The 15,687-nt window shown below is 62.0% G+C and carries 12 protein-coding genes; 4 read left to right on the top strand and 8 right to left on the bottom strand.

The window, feature by feature from the left end; all coding sequences use genetic code 11:
- Window positions 1-125 precede the first annotated feature (125 nt).
- A complete protein-coding gene (locus A7X77_RS16370; RefSeq protein WP_064683907.1) occupies window positions 126-1,982 on the top strand; it encodes an ABC transporter ATP-binding protein/permease in 1,857 nt (618 codons plus the stop codon).
- 48 nt (window positions 1,983-2,030) lie between these two features.
- Here the strand turns inward: A7X77_RS16370 and A7X77_RS16365 are convergent, their stop codons facing one another.
- The 3 genes from A7X77_RS16365 to A7X77_RS16355 all read right to left on the bottom strand — a co-directional run bounded on the left by A7X77_RS16365 (window position 2,031) and on the right by A7X77_RS16355 (window position 5,095).
- The gene (locus A7X77_RS16365) at window positions 2,031-3,851 is read right to left on the bottom strand and encodes an ABC-F family ATP-binding cassette domain-containing protein (protein ID WP_064683906.1); all 1,821 of its coding nucleotides are present in this window, start codon (window positions 3,849-3,851) and stop codon (window positions 2,031-2,033) included.
- A 3-nt stretch (window positions 3,852-3,854) separates the two neighbouring features.
- Window positions 3,855-4,505, bottom strand: a complete 651-nt coding sequence (locus A7X77_RS16360) for a thiamine diphosphokinase (RefSeq protein WP_064683905.1) — start codon at window positions 4,503-4,505, stop codon at window positions 3,855-3,857.
- 62 nt (window positions 4,506-4,567) lie between these two features.
- Window positions 4,568-5,095, bottom strand: coding sequence for a MarR family winged helix-turn-helix transcriptional regulator (locus tag A7X77_RS16355; RefSeq protein WP_064683904.1), 528 nt, complete (start codon window positions 5,093-5,095; stop codon window positions 4,568-4,570).
- Between the two features lie 113 nt (window positions 5,096-5,208).
- Here A7X77_RS16355 and A7X77_RS16350 point away from each other — a divergent pair, with 113 nt between their 5' ends.
- The gene (locus tag A7X77_RS16350; RefSeq protein ID WP_064683903.1) at window positions 5,209-6,720 is read left to right on the top strand and encodes an MDR family MFS transporter; all 1,512 of its coding nucleotides are present in this window, start codon (window positions 5,209-5,211) and stop codon (window positions 6,718-6,720) included.
- A gap of 399 nt (window positions 6,721-7,119) precedes the next feature.
- A complete protein-coding gene (locus A7X77_RS16345; RefSeq protein ID WP_064683902.1) occupies window positions 7,120-8,664 on the top strand; it encodes a M48 family metalloprotease in 1,545 nt (514 codons plus the stop codon).
- 104 nt (window positions 8,665-8,768) lie between these two features.
- On the opposite strand, the gene A7X77_RS16340 is transcribed toward A7X77_RS16345, so the two are convergent.
- The 3 genes from A7X77_RS16340 to fdxA form a co-directional block, all read right to left on the bottom strand.
- Entirely contained in the window at window positions 8,769-9,632 is an 864-nt protein-coding gene (locus tag A7X77_RS16340; RefSeq protein WP_018244054.1) for an RNA polymerase factor sigma-32, read from the bottom strand.
- A 377-nt stretch (window positions 9,633-10,009) separates the two neighbouring features.
- Entirely contained in the window at window positions 10,010-10,582 is a 573-nt protein-coding gene (locus tag A7X77_RS16335; protein WP_011427211.1) for a CarD family transcriptional regulator, read from the bottom strand.
- Window positions 10,583-10,975: 393 nt separating this feature from the next.
- Window positions 10,976-11,314 (bottom strand): ferredoxin FdxA, encoded by a 339-nt coding sequence (gene fdxA / locus A7X77_RS16330; RefSeq protein ID WP_011427210.1) that lies wholly within the window; start codon window positions 11,312-11,314, stop codon window positions 10,976-10,978.
- Between fdxA and A7X77_RS33095 the strand changes: the two genes are divergently transcribed.
- Entirely contained in the window at window positions 11,313-11,510 is a 198-nt protein-coding gene (locus A7X77_RS33095) for a hypothetical protein (RefSeq protein WP_156668117.1), read from the top strand. The two genes, fdxA and A7X77_RS33095, sit on opposite strands and share 2 nt — an antisense overlap.
- Here A7X77_RS33095 and A7X77_RS16325 read toward each other — a convergent pair.
- Both A7X77_RS16325 and A7X77_RS16320 read right to left on the bottom strand, forming a co-directional pair.
- On the bottom strand, window positions 11,507-11,911 hold the full coding sequence (locus tag A7X77_RS16325) for an RNA-binding S4 domain-containing protein (RefSeq protein WP_064683901.1): 405 nt from the start codon (window positions 11,909-11,911) through the stop codon (window positions 11,507-11,509). The genes A7X77_RS33095 and A7X77_RS16325 overlap by 4 nt on opposite strands.
- Before the next feature lie 2 nt (window positions 11,912-11,913).
- Window positions 11,914-15,123 carry a helicase-related protein gene (locus tag A7X77_RS16320; RefSeq protein WP_064683900.1) on the bottom strand — a complete coding sequence of 1,070 codons (3,210 nt, stop codon included), beginning with the start codon at window positions 15,121-15,123 and terminating at the stop codon, window positions 11,914-11,916.
- Between the last annotated feature and the right edge of the window lie 564 nt (window positions 15,124-15,687).

Genomic DNA, 15,687 nt, shown 5'->3' with positions numbered 1-15,687 from the left:
GCCGAATGCATGCAGCGGCGACTCAGGCAAGCCTCATCACAGTTTAATGACTGATAGAATCTGTTGATAGACCGGTAACGCCACCATGCTAATAATGACAGTATGGGCGGTGTTGGAAAAGCGTGATGGCAGATAAGAGCAAGGGGAGGCCGGGCATCCGAAGGCAGGACAGGGTAGGGTACGATCTCAGCCTGACATATCGCCTCGGGGTGATGTTCTCAGCGTTCTGGAATTCTGAAGTGCGTGGCAAGGTGCTGTTTCTGGCGACCGTGCTGATCCTCGTCATCCTGGCGACCTCCTACGGCCAGGTCATCCTGAATGAGTGGAATGCCCCCTTCTACGACTCGCTGGAGCGCCGCGACCTCGGCGAATTCTTCCACCAGCTTGAAATCTTCGCGATGATCGCTGGCACGCTGCTGCTGCTCAACGTGCTGCAGGCCTGGCTCAATCAGATGACCGCGCTCTATATGCGTGAGGGCCTGTCGCGCGATCTCGTCGACCAGTGGCTGAAGCGCAAGCGGGCGTTGCGGCTCGCCTCCAGCGGCCTGATCGGCGTCAATCCGGACCAGCGGCTGCACGAGGATTCCCGCAATCTCGCCGAAAGCACGACGGGGCTCGTTCTCGGCCTGCTGCAATCGACCATTCTTCTGGTCAGCTTCATCGGCGTGCTCTGGCAGCTTTCCAGCGGCTTCATCTTCCACATCAGCGGCCACAGCTTCTCCATTCCGGGCTACATGGTCTGGGCGGCGATTTTCTATGCCGCCTCCGCCTCGGTGCTGAGCCAGGTCGTCGGCCGCAAGCTGGTGAAGCTCAATGCCGACCGCTTCTCGAAAGAGGCCGAGCTTCGCTTCACGCTGATGCATGCCAATGAGAACATGCCGGCGATCACAGTCGCCCGTGGCGAGGAGAACGAGCGCCGGCGCATCAACACCGACATCAGCTCGGTGCTGAAGGTCGTCAAGCGGCTGGCTATGGCCAATACCAACCTCACCTGGGTTTCGGCCGGCTACGGCTGGCTGGTGATCGTTATCCCGATCATCGTCGCCGCACCCGCCTATTTCTCCGGCGGCCTCACCCTCGGCCAGCTGATGATGTCGGTCGGCGCCTTCAACCAGGTCAACACCGCGCTGCGCTGGTATGTCGCCAATTTCGGTCCGATTGCCGAATGGCGCGCGACGCTGATGCGCGTCACCGATTTCCGCCAGGCGCTGCTCGACATGGACGAGGACTACGACCTGAAAGACAGCATCGCTTACGAAAGCACCGCGCCCGACATGCTGACGCTGAAGGATGTGGTGATCAACGCCAAGATCGGCGAAGATATCGACGAATGCGGCGGTTTCCGCCTGCGCGAAACCGATGTCGTGATCAAGGCCGGCGAAAAAATCATGATCAACGGCGATCACAGCGTCAATCGCAAGCTGTTGTTCCAGGCCATGGCCGGCCTCTGGCCATGCGGCAGCGGCACGATGGGGCTGCCGCCGGCAGACGACATGCTGTTCGTGCCCCAGATCGCCTATGTTCCGGGCGGCACCCTGCGCGAAGCCCTGGCTTTCCCCGAAAGCGCCGATGCCTACGAGAAGGCCGCCGTCGAGGCCGCCCTCGAAAAAGCCGGCCTGCATTCGCTGATCACAAGGCTCGATACCCGCGCCCGCTGGGACAAGCTGCTCGACAGCGACGAACAGAAGGCGATCGGCTTCGCCCGCCTGCTGCTGGTGCGCCCGCGCTGGATTATCTTCGACGAAGTGCTGGAAGGCATGGAGCCGGAGTGGCAGGAAACGATGGCAAAGCTGCTGACCTCCATGCCCGAAACCGGCATGATCTACATCGGCCGCTCCGAAGCCTATCTCGAAGCGCTGCAGCCGCGCGTCCTGCATCTGCAGGCGCTGCCGTCAAAATCCGAAGAGCCGCAGCCGCACGTCGCCCAGGCTTGCACCAGCGCCAGTGCGGGCGCCGCCGCCGTCCCCTCGCCGGCGCTTTAGGTCGCCCTGGCCGGACCGCTGGTTACACGAGCGGTTGAGTTGTGAAAGTCAGCCCTCCAGCTCTTCCCGCAGCATTTCGAGCTCCAGCCACTCCTCTTCCATGGCAGTCAACCCGGCGCGCAGTTTCTCCATCTCGGAAGCAAGCCGGTTGAAGGCAGCGGGATCGCGCGTGAAGAGATTGGGATCGGCCATGACGAGCTCGCGCTTGGTGATCTCGGCTTCGGCTTTGGCCATCTCCTTCGGCAGGTTTTCCAGCGCGAATTTCTGCTTGAAGGAAAGTTTGCCCTTCGCGCTTCCCGCGGCAGTCGCCGTCTCCTGGAGTTTCGGCCTTTCTGCCGCCTTCTCGGCCTTCTTGCGCTCTTCAAGCGCGCCCTTGCGCTGGGCAAGCATGTCCGAATAGCCGCCGGCATATTCGATCCAGCGGCCGTCTGGCGCATCCGGCACGGCGGGCGCGATCGTCGAAGTCACGGTGCGGTCGAGGAAATCGCGATCGTGGCTGACGAGAATGACGGTGCCGGGAAAGCCGGCGACGATTTCCTGCAGGAGGTCGAGCGTCTCGATATCGAGATCGTTGGTCGGCTCGTCGAGGATCAGGAGGTTTGCCGGGCGTGACAGGATGCGGGCCAGCATCAGCCGGGCGCGCTCGCCCCCGGAGAGGCTCCTGATCGGCGTCCGCGCCTGTTCCGGCTGAAACAGGAACTCCTTCATGTAGCCAGTGACATGCCGTTGCTCGCCGTTGACGATCAGGTTTTCGCCGCGCCCGTCCGTCAGGTAGTTTGCAAGCGTATCCTCGGGCTCGAGATCCTCGCGCTTCTGGTCGAGTGTCGCGATCTCCAGATTGGTGCCGAGCTTTATCGCGCCGCTATCCGGGGCAAGCTGCCCGGTCAGCATTTTCAGCAATGTCGTCTTGCCGGCGCCGTTTGGCCCGACCAAGCCAATGCAATCGCCGCGATGCACGCGGATGGAGAAGGGCGTGACGATGGCCCGCTCGCCGAAACTCTTGGTGATCTTGTCGGCCTCTATCACCAGCTTGCCGGATTCCTGGGCATCGGAAACTGTCGCCTGCACGGTGCCCTGCGGTCCCTTATGGCCGCGATACTGCGAACGCATCGTCTGCAGTTCGCCGAGGCGGCGCATATTGCGCTTGCGCCGCGCCGTGACGCCGTAGCGCAGCCAATGTTCCTCGCGCTCGATCGCCTTGCCGAGCTTGTGCTGTTCCAGCTCCTCGGCCTCCAGGACCTGGTCGCGCCAGGCTTCGAAATGCGCAAACCCCCTGTCGAGGCGGCGCGAGCTGCCGCGGTCGAGCCAGACGGTTGCGGTCGAAACCTTTTCGAGGAAACGCCGGTCGTGTGAGATCAGCACCAGAGCGCTGCGCGTCTTCTGCAGTTCGCCTTCCAGCCATTCGATCGTCGGCAGATCGAGGTGGTTGGTCGGCTCGTCAAGCAGGAGAATATCAGGTTCCGGCGCCAAGACGCGGGCAAGGGCTGCCCGGCGCGATTCGCCGCCGGAAAGGGTGTTAGGGTCTTCCTCGCCGGTCAGTCCGAGATGCGACAGCAGATAGGTGACGCGATAGGGATCGTCGCCCGGCCCAAGCCCGGCTTCCGCGTAGGCCTGCACCGTGCCGAAGCCGGCAAAATCCGGCGCCTGTTCAAGGTAACGCACCGTCGAAGAGGGGTGGCGGAAGACCTCGCCGGACTGCGCCTCGACCAGGCCGGCGGCGATCTTCAGCAGCGTCGATTTTCCCGAGCCGTTGCGGCCGACGAGACAGATCTTGTCGCCGGGCTCAACCTGCAGCGAAGCGCCGGCTAGAAGCGGCGCGCCGCCGAAGCTCAGGAAGATATCGTCGAGTTTCAGAATGGGAGGGGCCAAAAATCAGACTCCGGAAAGATCATATGGTCGGGCAAGCACGATCGCCTGGCCGCTGCCGAGCGAAAAACGAACCTTGCCTTCCGCCACGTTGGAGATGGTGCGCGACGAGCCGAAAGGCAGGTGGAAATCTGTGAGCGGATAACGCGCATTTTCAATCGAAAGGCCGGTCAGCGGGCTGAATCCGGGAACGGAAAACAGGCTGCCTTTGGGAAGATCGAGTTCGATCGTGCCGGCAATCAGCGGCACTGCCTCCTCCTTGCCCGAGGTCAGCAGCACATCGAAACCCGCCTCCGCCAGGCCGACAGCCGACAGCAAATGCTGAAGGGCATGATCGGAGCGTTCGCCGCCGAGCGCGCCGGCGAGGATCAGCCGCCGTGCACCGCGGGCGATCGCTTCCGAAACCGCGATTTCGCCATCCGTTGCCGCTTTCGCTACGGGATAGGGCTGTTTCGGCACATCGGGAAACGCCCCTTCGAGATCGGCCGGCGTCGAATCGAAATCGCCGACCCAGAGCTCCGGCGTCACGCCGAGTGCGGCCGCATGCCGCATGCCGCCATCGGCTGCGATGAAGCGGCTGCCGCCGATCGCACGGCGCAGACGCTCCGTCAGGCTGAGTTCGCCGCCGAGCAGAATGGTGAAGGTGGATTGGCTCATGGGCATTGCCCTTAGCGCAAACGGGGGGTCGAGGGGAAGGGCCGAAGGACCGGCGGATCACCTCAACCCGGCGTATCCTTGTCACGCGACAGGAAGATCGCCTCGTAGCCCTCGATAAAACGATCGAACAGCGTCGCGAAACGTTCGACATCCTCTTCAGGCCAATCGGAGACGATCTGAGAGATGATTGCGAATTTCTGCGCGCGGATCTCCGCAAGCAGGGCCTCGCCCGCCGCGGTCATGACAACAACGATACGCCGCGCATCAGCCTGCGACGCCTCGCGGCGCAGCACGTTGCGTCCGACCATGTCGGCGACCACCCGGCTTGCCCGTGAGGGATCGATGCGCAGCATCTCCGCGATCAGGCCGACCGTGACCTCGCCAGCAGGCTGTGCCCTGCGCACGGCATCGAGCACATCGAGATGCGAAAGCTCGAGGCCCGGTGCGGCGCTTTGGATCGCCAACCGGCCGATCAGCCGTCGCCCTGTCATCAGCCGCATGCGCGCCATGCTCCGGCCGATGAGAGGCACGTTGTCGTCGTCCGGCTCGGCCGGGCTGTTGGACGGGATGCTGGTCAGAGTTTCATTCATGACGACACCATAACAGAGCGGAAGCGGAAACTGAATATGCCGACGTCAATAATGTGCTGTTGACAATTATATGCTAACAGCACATAAATAGCCGGCCAATCGGAACGACGCCCATGGACATGCAACTCGCGCCTGCGCCGCTGGTGACGGACTCTCGTCGCCGGCTTATCCTCTTCTTCTTCCTGATGACCGCCATGTTCATGGCGACGCTGGATAATCAGATCGTGTCCACGGCGCTGCCGACGATCGTCGGCGAATTCGGCCATCTCGAACGTTTCGGCTGGATCGGCTCGGCCTATCTTCTGGCGCTCAGCGCCGTCATGCCGCTTTACGGCAAGCTCGGCGATCTCTTCGGCCGCAAATACGTAATGATGACGGCGATCGCAATCTTCACCGTCGGCTCCGCAGTCTGCGGCCTCGCCGTCTCGATGGATACGCTGATCGCCGCCCGCGTGCTGCAGGGCCTCGGCGGCGGCGGCATCATGGTATCGATTTTTGCCGTCAACGCCGATCTGTTCGAGCCGCGCGAGCGGGCGCGCTATCAGAGCTATTCCAGCCTGGTGCTGATGGCGTCGGGCGCGATCGGACCAGTGCTCGGCGGCACGATGAGCGACCTCTTCGGCTGGCGCTCGATCTTCCTCGTCAACGTCCCGATCGGCGTCATCGCGCTGGCCGGCCTTGCCTTCATGTTGCCTTACCGCAAACCGCATCGCCACCCCAAGATCGACTATGCCGGTGCGCTGCTGCTTGCGCTGACGGCGACGAGCATCGTGCTCGCCACCGATAGCAGCGAACTGTTCGGCGCATTGATCTCGCCTGAAAGTATTGGTGTCGTCGCCTTCGGGGTCGTTTGCGCCGTCGCCTGGGTTTTCGTCGAGCGCCGCGCATTGGAGCCGATCGTGCCGCTGCAGCTCTTTCGCAATTCGACCTTCAGCCTGCTGCTGATCATCTCGATCATGGGCGGCGCCATTGCCATCGGCATGGTCAATTACTTCGCTCTCTTCCTGCAGACGACGACGGGTCTTTCGCCCTCCGCCGCCGGCCTTTTCTTCATCCTTCTCACGGGCGGTCTGGTGTGCGGTTCGCTGTCGGCAGGCCGCATCATCTCCAGGACGGGACGTTACAAACCCTTCGCCATCGCCAGTTTTACCTGTAGCGCCGTCGCCTTCGCGCTGATGTCGCAGATCCAGGCCGGAACGCCGATCGCCTTCATCGGCGCGATTATGCTGTTGCACGGAATCGGCATCGGCCTTGCCCAGCAGGTTCCCGTTATCGGCGTCCAGAATGCCGCGCCGGCCCGCGACGTCGGCGCCGCGACCGGCTCGGTGACGCTCTCGCGCATGGGCGGCGCCTCGATCGCCATTTCCATTTACGGGGCCATCATCGCCTCCGGTCTCGGCAAGGCCGGCGTTTCCATTGCCGGTGTTGCCGATATCGAACAGCTAACGCCGACGAAGATGGCCGCCCTTCCCGAAGCTAGCCGCCAGGCCGTCGCGGATCTCTATGCCGCCGCCTTCTCGCCGCTGTTCACGACCTCTTGTGCCATTGCCCTGATCGGCCTTGCCGCCGCCGTGATGCTGAAGCCGGTGCAGCTGCCGCGTGCCGCAGAGACGAAGCACCTGTAACCGGCAACGACGGAATAGCCCAAAGGCAAAACCGGAATGCCTCACGGCAAGCGTTCCCTTCTCCAAATAACAATCAAGAGTTGTGATTTTCGCGCATTTCTGCTGTTTCCCCGGCCATTGCCTCAATCGCCCCGTTCTTTTTCCGTGCCGCCGACAAATCTGCGCCGCATGACGGAACTTTCGCCATAATTTCATCCGAGCGAAGGGAGGCCTCAAGGCTGAGGCATTGCCAAAATGCAACGGCGCCACAATTAAACAGAGTCTCGCTATGCAACCGATGCGTAAATCAGCTACAGCAATGACTTGTATCGGCCTATTGTGCAGCGCGAGATCAGGGGTGCGCACCTGTTGAGTTCCCAAGGCCGGTCCCGATTTGCGGCAAACCGGCAAAGCAGCGACATGATGCGGAGAACCAGACTGGATAGCTTGACGACGTGGAAATCACCCGCGCTTTCCAGTGATGCCATTTCCGCGCCGCGCCGTTTCGCGCGCCGCCTGATGTTGCTTTCAGCCATCGCAATGACGCTGAACGGGTGTCAATCGCTGATCGAACAATCCTATCAGCCGAGCATCTCGCCGTCTTCCAATCCGCAGATCGTCGACGAGGTGCAGAAGAACGACCCGCGTGCGGCGATGGGCGCCCGCGAACATCCGCGCATCGTGGCGAGCTACGGCGGCGAATATAAGGATGCCAAGACCGAGCGTCTCGTCGCCCGCATCGCCGGCGCGCTGACGGCGGTGTCGGAAAACCCGAGCCAGTCCTACCGCATCACCATCTTGAACTCGCCTGCTATCAACGCCTTTGCGCTGCCGGGCGGTTACCTCTACGTTACCCGCGGCCTGCTCGCCCTTGCCAATGACGCCTCAGAGGTCGCCGCCGTGCTGTCGCATGAGATGGGCCACGTGACGGCGAACCACGGCATCGAGCGGCAGAAGCGCGAAGAGGCGGAGGTCATCGCCAGCCGCGTCGTCGCCGAAGTCCTTTCAAGCGATATCGCCGGCAAACAGGCGCTGGCCCGCGGCAAGCTGCGGCTCGCCGCCTTTTCCCGCCAGCAGGAACTGCAGGCCGATGTCATCGGCGTGCGCATGCTTGGCGAAGCCGGCTACGATCCCTATGCGGCCGCCCGCTTCCTCGATTCCATGGCTGCCTACAGCCGCTTCATGTCGGTCGACCCGGAAGCCGACCAGAGCCTCGACTTCCTGTCGAGCCACCCGAATTCCGCCCAGCGCATCGAGCTTGCCCGCACCCATGCGCGGGCGTTCGGCCAGGAAGGTTCGGTCGGCGATAAGGGCCGCGATTATTATCTCGACGGCATAGACGGCCTGCTCTACGGCGACAGCCCGGAAGAAGGCTATGTGCGCGGTCAGACCTTCCTGCATGGCGGTCTCGGCATCCGCTTCGACGTGCCGCCGGACTTTCACATCGATAACAAGGTCGAGGCGGTGATGGCCACCGGCCCGAGCGACATCGCCGTCCGTTTCGATGGCGTCGCCGACAACCAGAACCAGAGCCTCACCAATTATATCTCCAGCGGCTGGGTGACCGGTCTCGATCCGTCGACCATCCAGCAGATCACCGTCAATGGCATGGAAGCCGCCACCGCACGCGCCAGCGCCGATCGCTGGGATTTCGATGTCACCGTGATCCGCAACAATGCGCAGATCTTCCGTTTCCTCACCGCCGTGCCGAAAGGCAGCGCGGCCCTGGAGCCGACAGCCAATGTTCTGCGGGCGAGTTTCCGGCGCATGACGCCGGCGGAAGCGGCCTCGCTGAGGCCGCTGCGCATCCGTGTCGTCACGGTGCGGCCGGGCGAGAACATCTCGACGCTCGCCGCCCGCATGATGGGCACCGACCGCAAGCTCGATCTCTTCAAACTCATCAACGCCCTGCCCATGGGCGCAGCCGTTTCACCCGGCGATCGCGTCAAGATCATAGCCGAGTAAAAAAAGCCCGGCTTGCGCCGGGCCAGTCTGTGCTGCTGGAGGGGAATGATGTTTACGGCGCGCGTCTTTTCAGACGCGCAAAGGATGCTGTAAGCAGTGGCGGATTAGGCATATGCGGCCATATGCGGATCTGCGCTGACCAGAGCGCTGCGGAGCTTCTCCATCGCCCGGCTTTCGATCTGGCGCACGCGCTCCTTGGAAATGCCGAGATCGGCGCCGAGCTCTTCGAGCGTGGCGCCATCTTCCGCAAGTCGCCGGGCGCTGATGATCTTCATCTCGCGTTCGTTCAGATGTTTCAGCGCCGAGGCGAGCCAGACGCGGCGGCGCTCGCCGTCGATCATGTTGGAAACCTGTTCGTCCGGCAAGGGGTCGTCACTGACGAGGAAATCCATCTTCTCCGCGCTCTCGGCATCGCCGGAGACCGAGGGCGCCTGCAGCGAAGCGTCGTTGCCGGAGAGTCTGGCATCCATGGTCTGAACGTCGGCAAGGCTGACCCCGAGGGCGGCAGCGATTTCCTGATGAATGGATTGCAGGGTCAGTTGCGTGTCGCCCTTGGCGAGCTTGGCACGCAGGCGACGCAGATTGAAGAACAGCGCCTTCTGCGCCGAACTCGTGCCGCCGCGCACGATCGACCAGTTGCGCAGGATATAGTCCTGGATCGAGGCCCGGATCCACCAGCTGGCATAGGTCGAAAAGCGCACATCACGCTCCGGTTCGAAACGCGCGGCGGCCTCCAGCAGCCCGACATAGCCTTCCTGCACGAGGTCGCTCATCGGCAGACCGAAATTGCGAAATTTGCCGGCCATGGAGATCACCAGGCGCATATGCGCCATGGCGATTTGGTTGCGCGCACCCCGATCGTCGTGATCTTTCCAGCGGGTGGCGAGGTCGTGCTCTTCCTGGCGGGCGAGATAGGGGGCGGCCATCGCGATTTTGATCATGCGCCGATCTGCAGACATGTTCTTCATTTCGATCTCCCAAAACAGGCCTTCGCCCTCAAAATGAACAATAAAACTCACCTTCCGGAACATCGCTGCCCGGGCTGAATGGGGTTGCGAGTGCATGAAGGCCTCACCCCTGGACTTTTCAGGGGGAGGCCCTAATTCTCATCATGTGCCGCTAAGACGGCCGGGCCGGACCTGTTTCTTCACGTTGCCGGATGGGCGATAATGAAAAGGCATGATCCGCTCCTCACCGAACATTGACGGAATGGCAGTTCGCCCGACGAGCCAGCGCCCGACGAGCAGTCCGCAATTACGTGTGATAAACGCGCCAGCCGGGAAAAAGTTCCAATAAAAAACCCGGCACGAAGGCCGGGTTTTTTCATAGGAAAAACAGAGTCGCCTTACGCGGCTTCGTCCTGCGAATCGTCTTCCTCGATGGCCTTGCCGCGCTTCGGACCCTTGTTGAGGTTGGTCTCGACGAGGCGGACAGCCTCGGTTTCCGACATCTTGTTGACAGCGGCGATTTCGCGCGCCATGCGGTCCAGCGCAGCCTCGTAGAGTTGGCGCTCGGAATAGGACTGCTCTGGCTGGTTCTCCGCACGATAAAGATCACGCACGACTTCAGCGATGGAAATTAGATCGCCGGAATTGATCTTGGCATCATATTCCTGGGCACGCCGGGACCACATGGTGCGCTTGACGCGCGCCTTGCCCTGCACAACCTTCAATGCACGATCGACGAAATCCGTTTCCGAAAGCTTGCGCATGCCGATGCTCATCGCCTTCGCGACCGGAACCTTCAGGCGCATCTTGTCCTTCTCGAAATCGATAACGAAAAGTTCAAGCTTCATGCCGGCAACTTCTTGCTCTTCAATAGCCGTGATGGTACCGACGCCGTGAGCGGGGTAGACGATCGATTCACCGGTCTTGAAGCCGTGACGTGCTGTAGAAGGTTTTTTCTGCTGAGTCGTCATTCTATTCAAAAACTCCCTGTTACGCATCCGGCGGCGGCCGGAGCCGGGTCAGTCAGGCCCGGTTGAGACGGTTGCATCCGTCGGGTGACTTCACTCTGGTCCCATCAGGCAAAAGCAAAGACTTCTTGCGCGCGATCTGGGGGACCCGGCGCTCAAAGCGTTGATATGTCACGGAAACCGCGTACGGATTGGTTTTGCTTTCGTGATGGTTTTGGGCATGCGTCATGCCACAAATGGAACAGTAGGCGAAACCTATCATAAAAATATGAGGAAATCAATAATTTGGTTCGCCTGAGTCATGCGAGCAACACACATCACCCATATCAGATACGCAGGATTTAAAACGTTTCATCGCGGAAACGCCCAAATCCGGCGGTCGATCGGGCAGCCGTGTTAATCGCCGGAACCGGGTTTTTCGGAGAAATACTTCTCGAATTTTCCGGTCTGGCCGTCCATCTCCTTGGCCTCCGGCAGCGGGTCCTTCTTGACCGTGATATTCGGCCAGATGCTGGCATATTCGGTGTTGATCTTCAGCCACTTGTCGAGGCCCGGCTCGGTATCCGGCTTGATCGCCTCGGCGGGACATTCGGGCTCGCAGACACCGCAATCGATGCATTCGTCGGGATGGATGACGAGGAAATTCTCGCCTTCATAGAAGCAGTCGACAGGGCAAACTTCTACACAGTCGGTGTATTTGCACTTGATGCAATTGTCGGTCACGACATAGGTCATGAAGAACTCCAGGATTTCCATGCGGATGGGGCCGGGCAACCTGGAACGTCGCGCCTATCCCCGTGCCGGACGAAGCGTGGACAAGCTTGGGAGGCAAGCACGCTTCCGGCAGGTTGTCAGTGACGTATCGGCTTTATTGCCGGATTTCAAGGATAAACGATCTGCAAAAGCCGCCGCCGCAGACAGAGTTTTCTAATCCTCGTCCGACATCAGCCTGTCGATTGCGCGTCTTTCCTTTTTGGTCGGACGGCCGGTCCCGGTCGCCCGGATCGCCTGCTCGTAGGGGGTGAGGCGTTTTGCCCCATCCGGCGGCGGGGATTGGTCATCATAGAGGAGGCGGGCCTCCTCATAGGGACCCCGCCGCTCCCCGGCGAGACGTACGATGAGAACGACGTCACGCCGTTCCAGCGTCAACTCGATGCGGTCGCCCGGCTTGACCATCTGACTCGGATGGCTGCAGCGCTCGCCGTTGATTCGCACGTGCCCCGACTGGACATGGCTCTGCGCCAGCGAACGCGACTTCACCATGCGCGTGAAGAACAGCCACTTGTCGATGCGCTGGCGCGAACCGCTTGCTGGCTGTGTCTCCCCGCCCATGACTACTTCTTCATCTGTTCCTTGAGAGCGGCGAGCTTGGCGAAGGGCGAATCCGGATCGATCGGCTTCTCCTTGCGTGGCGGCTTAGCCTCGAAGCGCAGCGGCTGTGCGCCGCGATTGTTGTTGCGATCGTTACGGTCATTGCGCTCACCGCGATCCTTGCGATCGCCACGGTCCTGCCGGTCGCCGCGCGGCTGGTCCTTGCGCTCGCCACCCCTTGCCTGCTGCGGCCGGCCATCGCGACCGCCATCCTTGCCGCGGTTGTTGCGGTTGTTATCGCGTCCGTCGCCGCCGCGATTGCCCTCGCCGCCTTCACCGCCGCCCGGACGGCGATTGCGCTCGCCGCGGTCCTGGTTCTGGCCGCGATCGTGGCCCTGGCCGCCGCGGCGTTCGCCATGACCACGCGCCTGGCGATGATTATCGTTACGGCCGCCGAGGCGCCACAGAAGAACCGGCTTCGGTTCCGCCGGTTCGCCAGCCTCCCCGGAAGCAGCGGCGGCGTCGCCGGCAGCCGAAGCCTCCACCGAGGCGGATGTTTCGACCGCTTCGGCCGCAGGGTTGCTTTGGAATGCTTCTGCCGCGGGTGCGTTGGCTGTGGCCGAGGCCGCCTCGGCTGGGGATGGCTCGGAAGCAGCCTCTTCCGCCGACGCGTCGGCGTCGTCATGATCGGCTTTTTCCAGCGTCTCTTCCGCGGAGGTTTCCGCAGCGGCGGCAGGCGCCGAAGCGGCGTCCTGCGCGGCAAGATGAGCCGAGGCCTCTTCCGCCTTCACGGCATCGGCGCGATAGCCGAGACCCTTGAGGATTTCTTCCATGTCTTCGAGCGTCGCACCGAGGATCGACAGCATCGCCGTCGTCGTCGTGAAGCGGCGGCCGTCATAGGCGCCCTCCGGACGGTTGTTCTGACCAGGTTTCCACTGCAGCAGCGGACGGATGATATCGGCAAGCCGCTCAAGAATGTCGATTCGCACGGCGCGCTTGCCGAGGAAACGGAAGCCGGCGAGCTTGTAGAACATCCGCTCATAGCTCGGATCGGTCACGACGGAGGTTCGGCCGGCGGCCAGCACGGGAATAAGGTCACCGTAACCCGGCTTGTCGAGACCGTCGTTCTTCAACGCCCAGAGCAGCGTGATCAGTTCGGCCGGGGCCGGCTTCAGAAGTGCCGGCACGAAGATATGGTAGGCGCCGAAACGCACGCCGTAGCGACGCATGGAGGCGCGGGCCTCCTGATCCAGCGACTTCACCTCCTCGGTCACGTCACGACGGAAGAGCACGCCGAGATTTTCGACGAGCTGGAAGGCCAGCCCCTTGGCTAGCCCCTGCAGGTCCTCGGCGCGCGACAGGTCGTCGAGCGGCTTCAGCACCGTGCTGATATGATGATTGACGAAGCGCTCGATGCGGGCGGCGACGTGATCGCGGGCATTGCCCGTCAACTGTTCGTCGGCCAGCAGGATCACTCGCGGGCGCATGACGTGATCGCTGCCCGAAAGCCGCGCGACCGGGTCGCCGAGCCAACGGATCAACCCGTCCGAGCCGATCGCCAGATCGCTATTGCCGGCGGCATGCATCCGCGCCGCTCTGGCTTCGAATTCGAGCGCGAGCGCCTTCTGTGACGCAGCCTGAACCGCCTTGGCATCCGGTCCGTCCGTTCCCGCCACCGGCGTGAAACGGAATCCGCTTAACTGCCCTACATGATGTCCTTCAACGAAGACATCGCCATTCACACTGATTTCAGCTTCCAGCATCGCATTCTCTCTCAGGCGCTTCATGAGCACAGATGTCCTGCGATCAACAAAGCGTTTCGTCAACCTTTCATGTAACGCATCGGACAATCGATCTTCGATTTCCCGCGTCTTTTCCTGCCAATGTGTCGGATCAGCCAGCCAGCCGGGCCGATTCGAAACGTAGGTCCAGGTCCTTATCTGCGCGATTCGCGCCGAAAGCGTGTCAATTTCCCCATCTGTCCGATCGGAGCGATGAACCTGCTCCGCCAGAAACTGCTCGTTCACCGTGCCATAGCGGACGAGATCGGAAAAGAGGGTCGAGATAAGATCGGCATGTTGTGCCGGAGTGATACGCCGGTAGTCGGGAAGTGCGCAAGCCTCCCAGAGTTTTTCGACGCGGGCCGGCCGATCGGCGAGATCGATGACCTCGGGATAACGCGAAAGCTGTTCAAGCGCCTGTTGGTCGACCGCGGGCAGCGCCCGCGTCAGCCCCGGCACGCGCGGCCCGACCTCGAGGCTCGCCCGCAGCGACTGGATCGAGGAGAAGTCCATCTCGGTCGTGCGCCATTGCAAGACCTTGACGTTGTCGAATTCATGCCCCTCGATGCGCTGCACCAGCTCTTCGTCGAAGGGCGAGACCTGGCCGGTGACGCCGAAGGTTCCGTCGCGCACGTGCCGCCCGGCGCGGCCGGCGATCTGGCCAAGTTCACCCGGATTGAGGTTTCGGAACTGGTAGCCGTCGAATTTTCTGTCCTGGGCGAAAGCGACGTGATCGACATCGAGATTGAGGCCCATGCCGATTGCGTCGGTCGCCACCAGATATTCGACGTCGCCCGCCTGATAAAGCGCGACCTGCGCATTGCGGGTGCGCGGGCTGAGCGCGCCCAGCACGACCGCCGCACCGCCGCGCTGCCGGCGGATGAGCTCGGCGATGGCATAGACCTCGTCGGCCGAAAAAGCGACGATGGCGGAACGCTGCGGCAGCCGGGTGATCTTCTTCTGCCCGGCATAGAAAAGATGCGAAAGCCGCGGCCGCTCGACGATGGTGATACCGGGCAGGAGCTGCTGCAGGATCGGCCGCATCGTTGCCGCGCCGAGCAGCAACGTCTCCTCGCGGCCGCGAAGGTGCAGGATGCGGTCGGTGAAGATATGGCCGCGCTCGAGATCGCCGGCGAGCTGCACCTCGTCAATCGCGACGAAAGCGGCCTTGGTGTCGCGCGGCATCGCTTCGACGGTACAGACGGAAAAACGTGCGTTGGCCGGCGAAATCTTTTCCTCACCGGTGACCAGCGCCACATTCTGCACGCCGACCTTCTCCACCACCCGCGTATAGACCTCGCGCGCCAGCAGCCGGAGCGGCAGGCCGATCACGCCGGTCCCGTGCGCAACCATGCGCTCGATGGCATAATGGGTCTTGCCGGTATTGGTTGGTCCGAGCATCGCGGTCACACCGCGCCCGCTCAGAATCATCGGCTGCGAAGTCAGAGTCATGGTCCATGCAAATGAGGCAGGCGGCCCCAGGAAAACTGTCGCCTCGCGACGGAGGCATAGAACACATGGACAGCTGCCGCCGCAAACGCAAGGGCAGATTTTAAAATGCTTCCGCGATTACGACCTTTGCGAGTCATCGGGAACGCCTGCATTTCCGATTCGGAACAGCCTGAGAACGAATCAGCGACGAATCGCTGACTCCCGCTGATTCAGCTTTTGTTCACGGCTAAGTATTGATTTTGAATCACTTTTTCCCACTAGATGCTGAATCGCGAGACTCCGTCCCATTCGCATTTCCGTCGCCTTGCAGGCGGGCTGCATCGCTTCTTGCCGAGCGCAAATTCCACCCCAAATTAACCTCGACCAAATCCGGAACGAATCGGAGACGAATCGCCGACTGCTTCGCTTTCACCTTTCGTTCACGGCAAGATCTGGTGGCGCCGCCGTCATCCGCCGCTAGATGCAGGCAGACGACAGATCCTCATGTCTGAGCGTTCAGGCGCGCGTTAATCCTTCGACGGCGAAATTCACACAGCCTTAACCCGGGAACCCCTTGCGCGGTCG

The sequence above is a fragment of the Rhizobium bangladeshense genome, assembly GCF_001662075.1.
Taxonomy (GTDB): Bacteria; Pseudomonadota; Alphaproteobacteria; order Rhizobiales; family Rhizobiaceae; genus Rhizobium; species Rhizobium bangladeshense_B.
The sequence above is the reverse complement of the archived record's forward strand: the minus strand, read 5'-3'. Positions and strand labels throughout refer to the sequence as shown.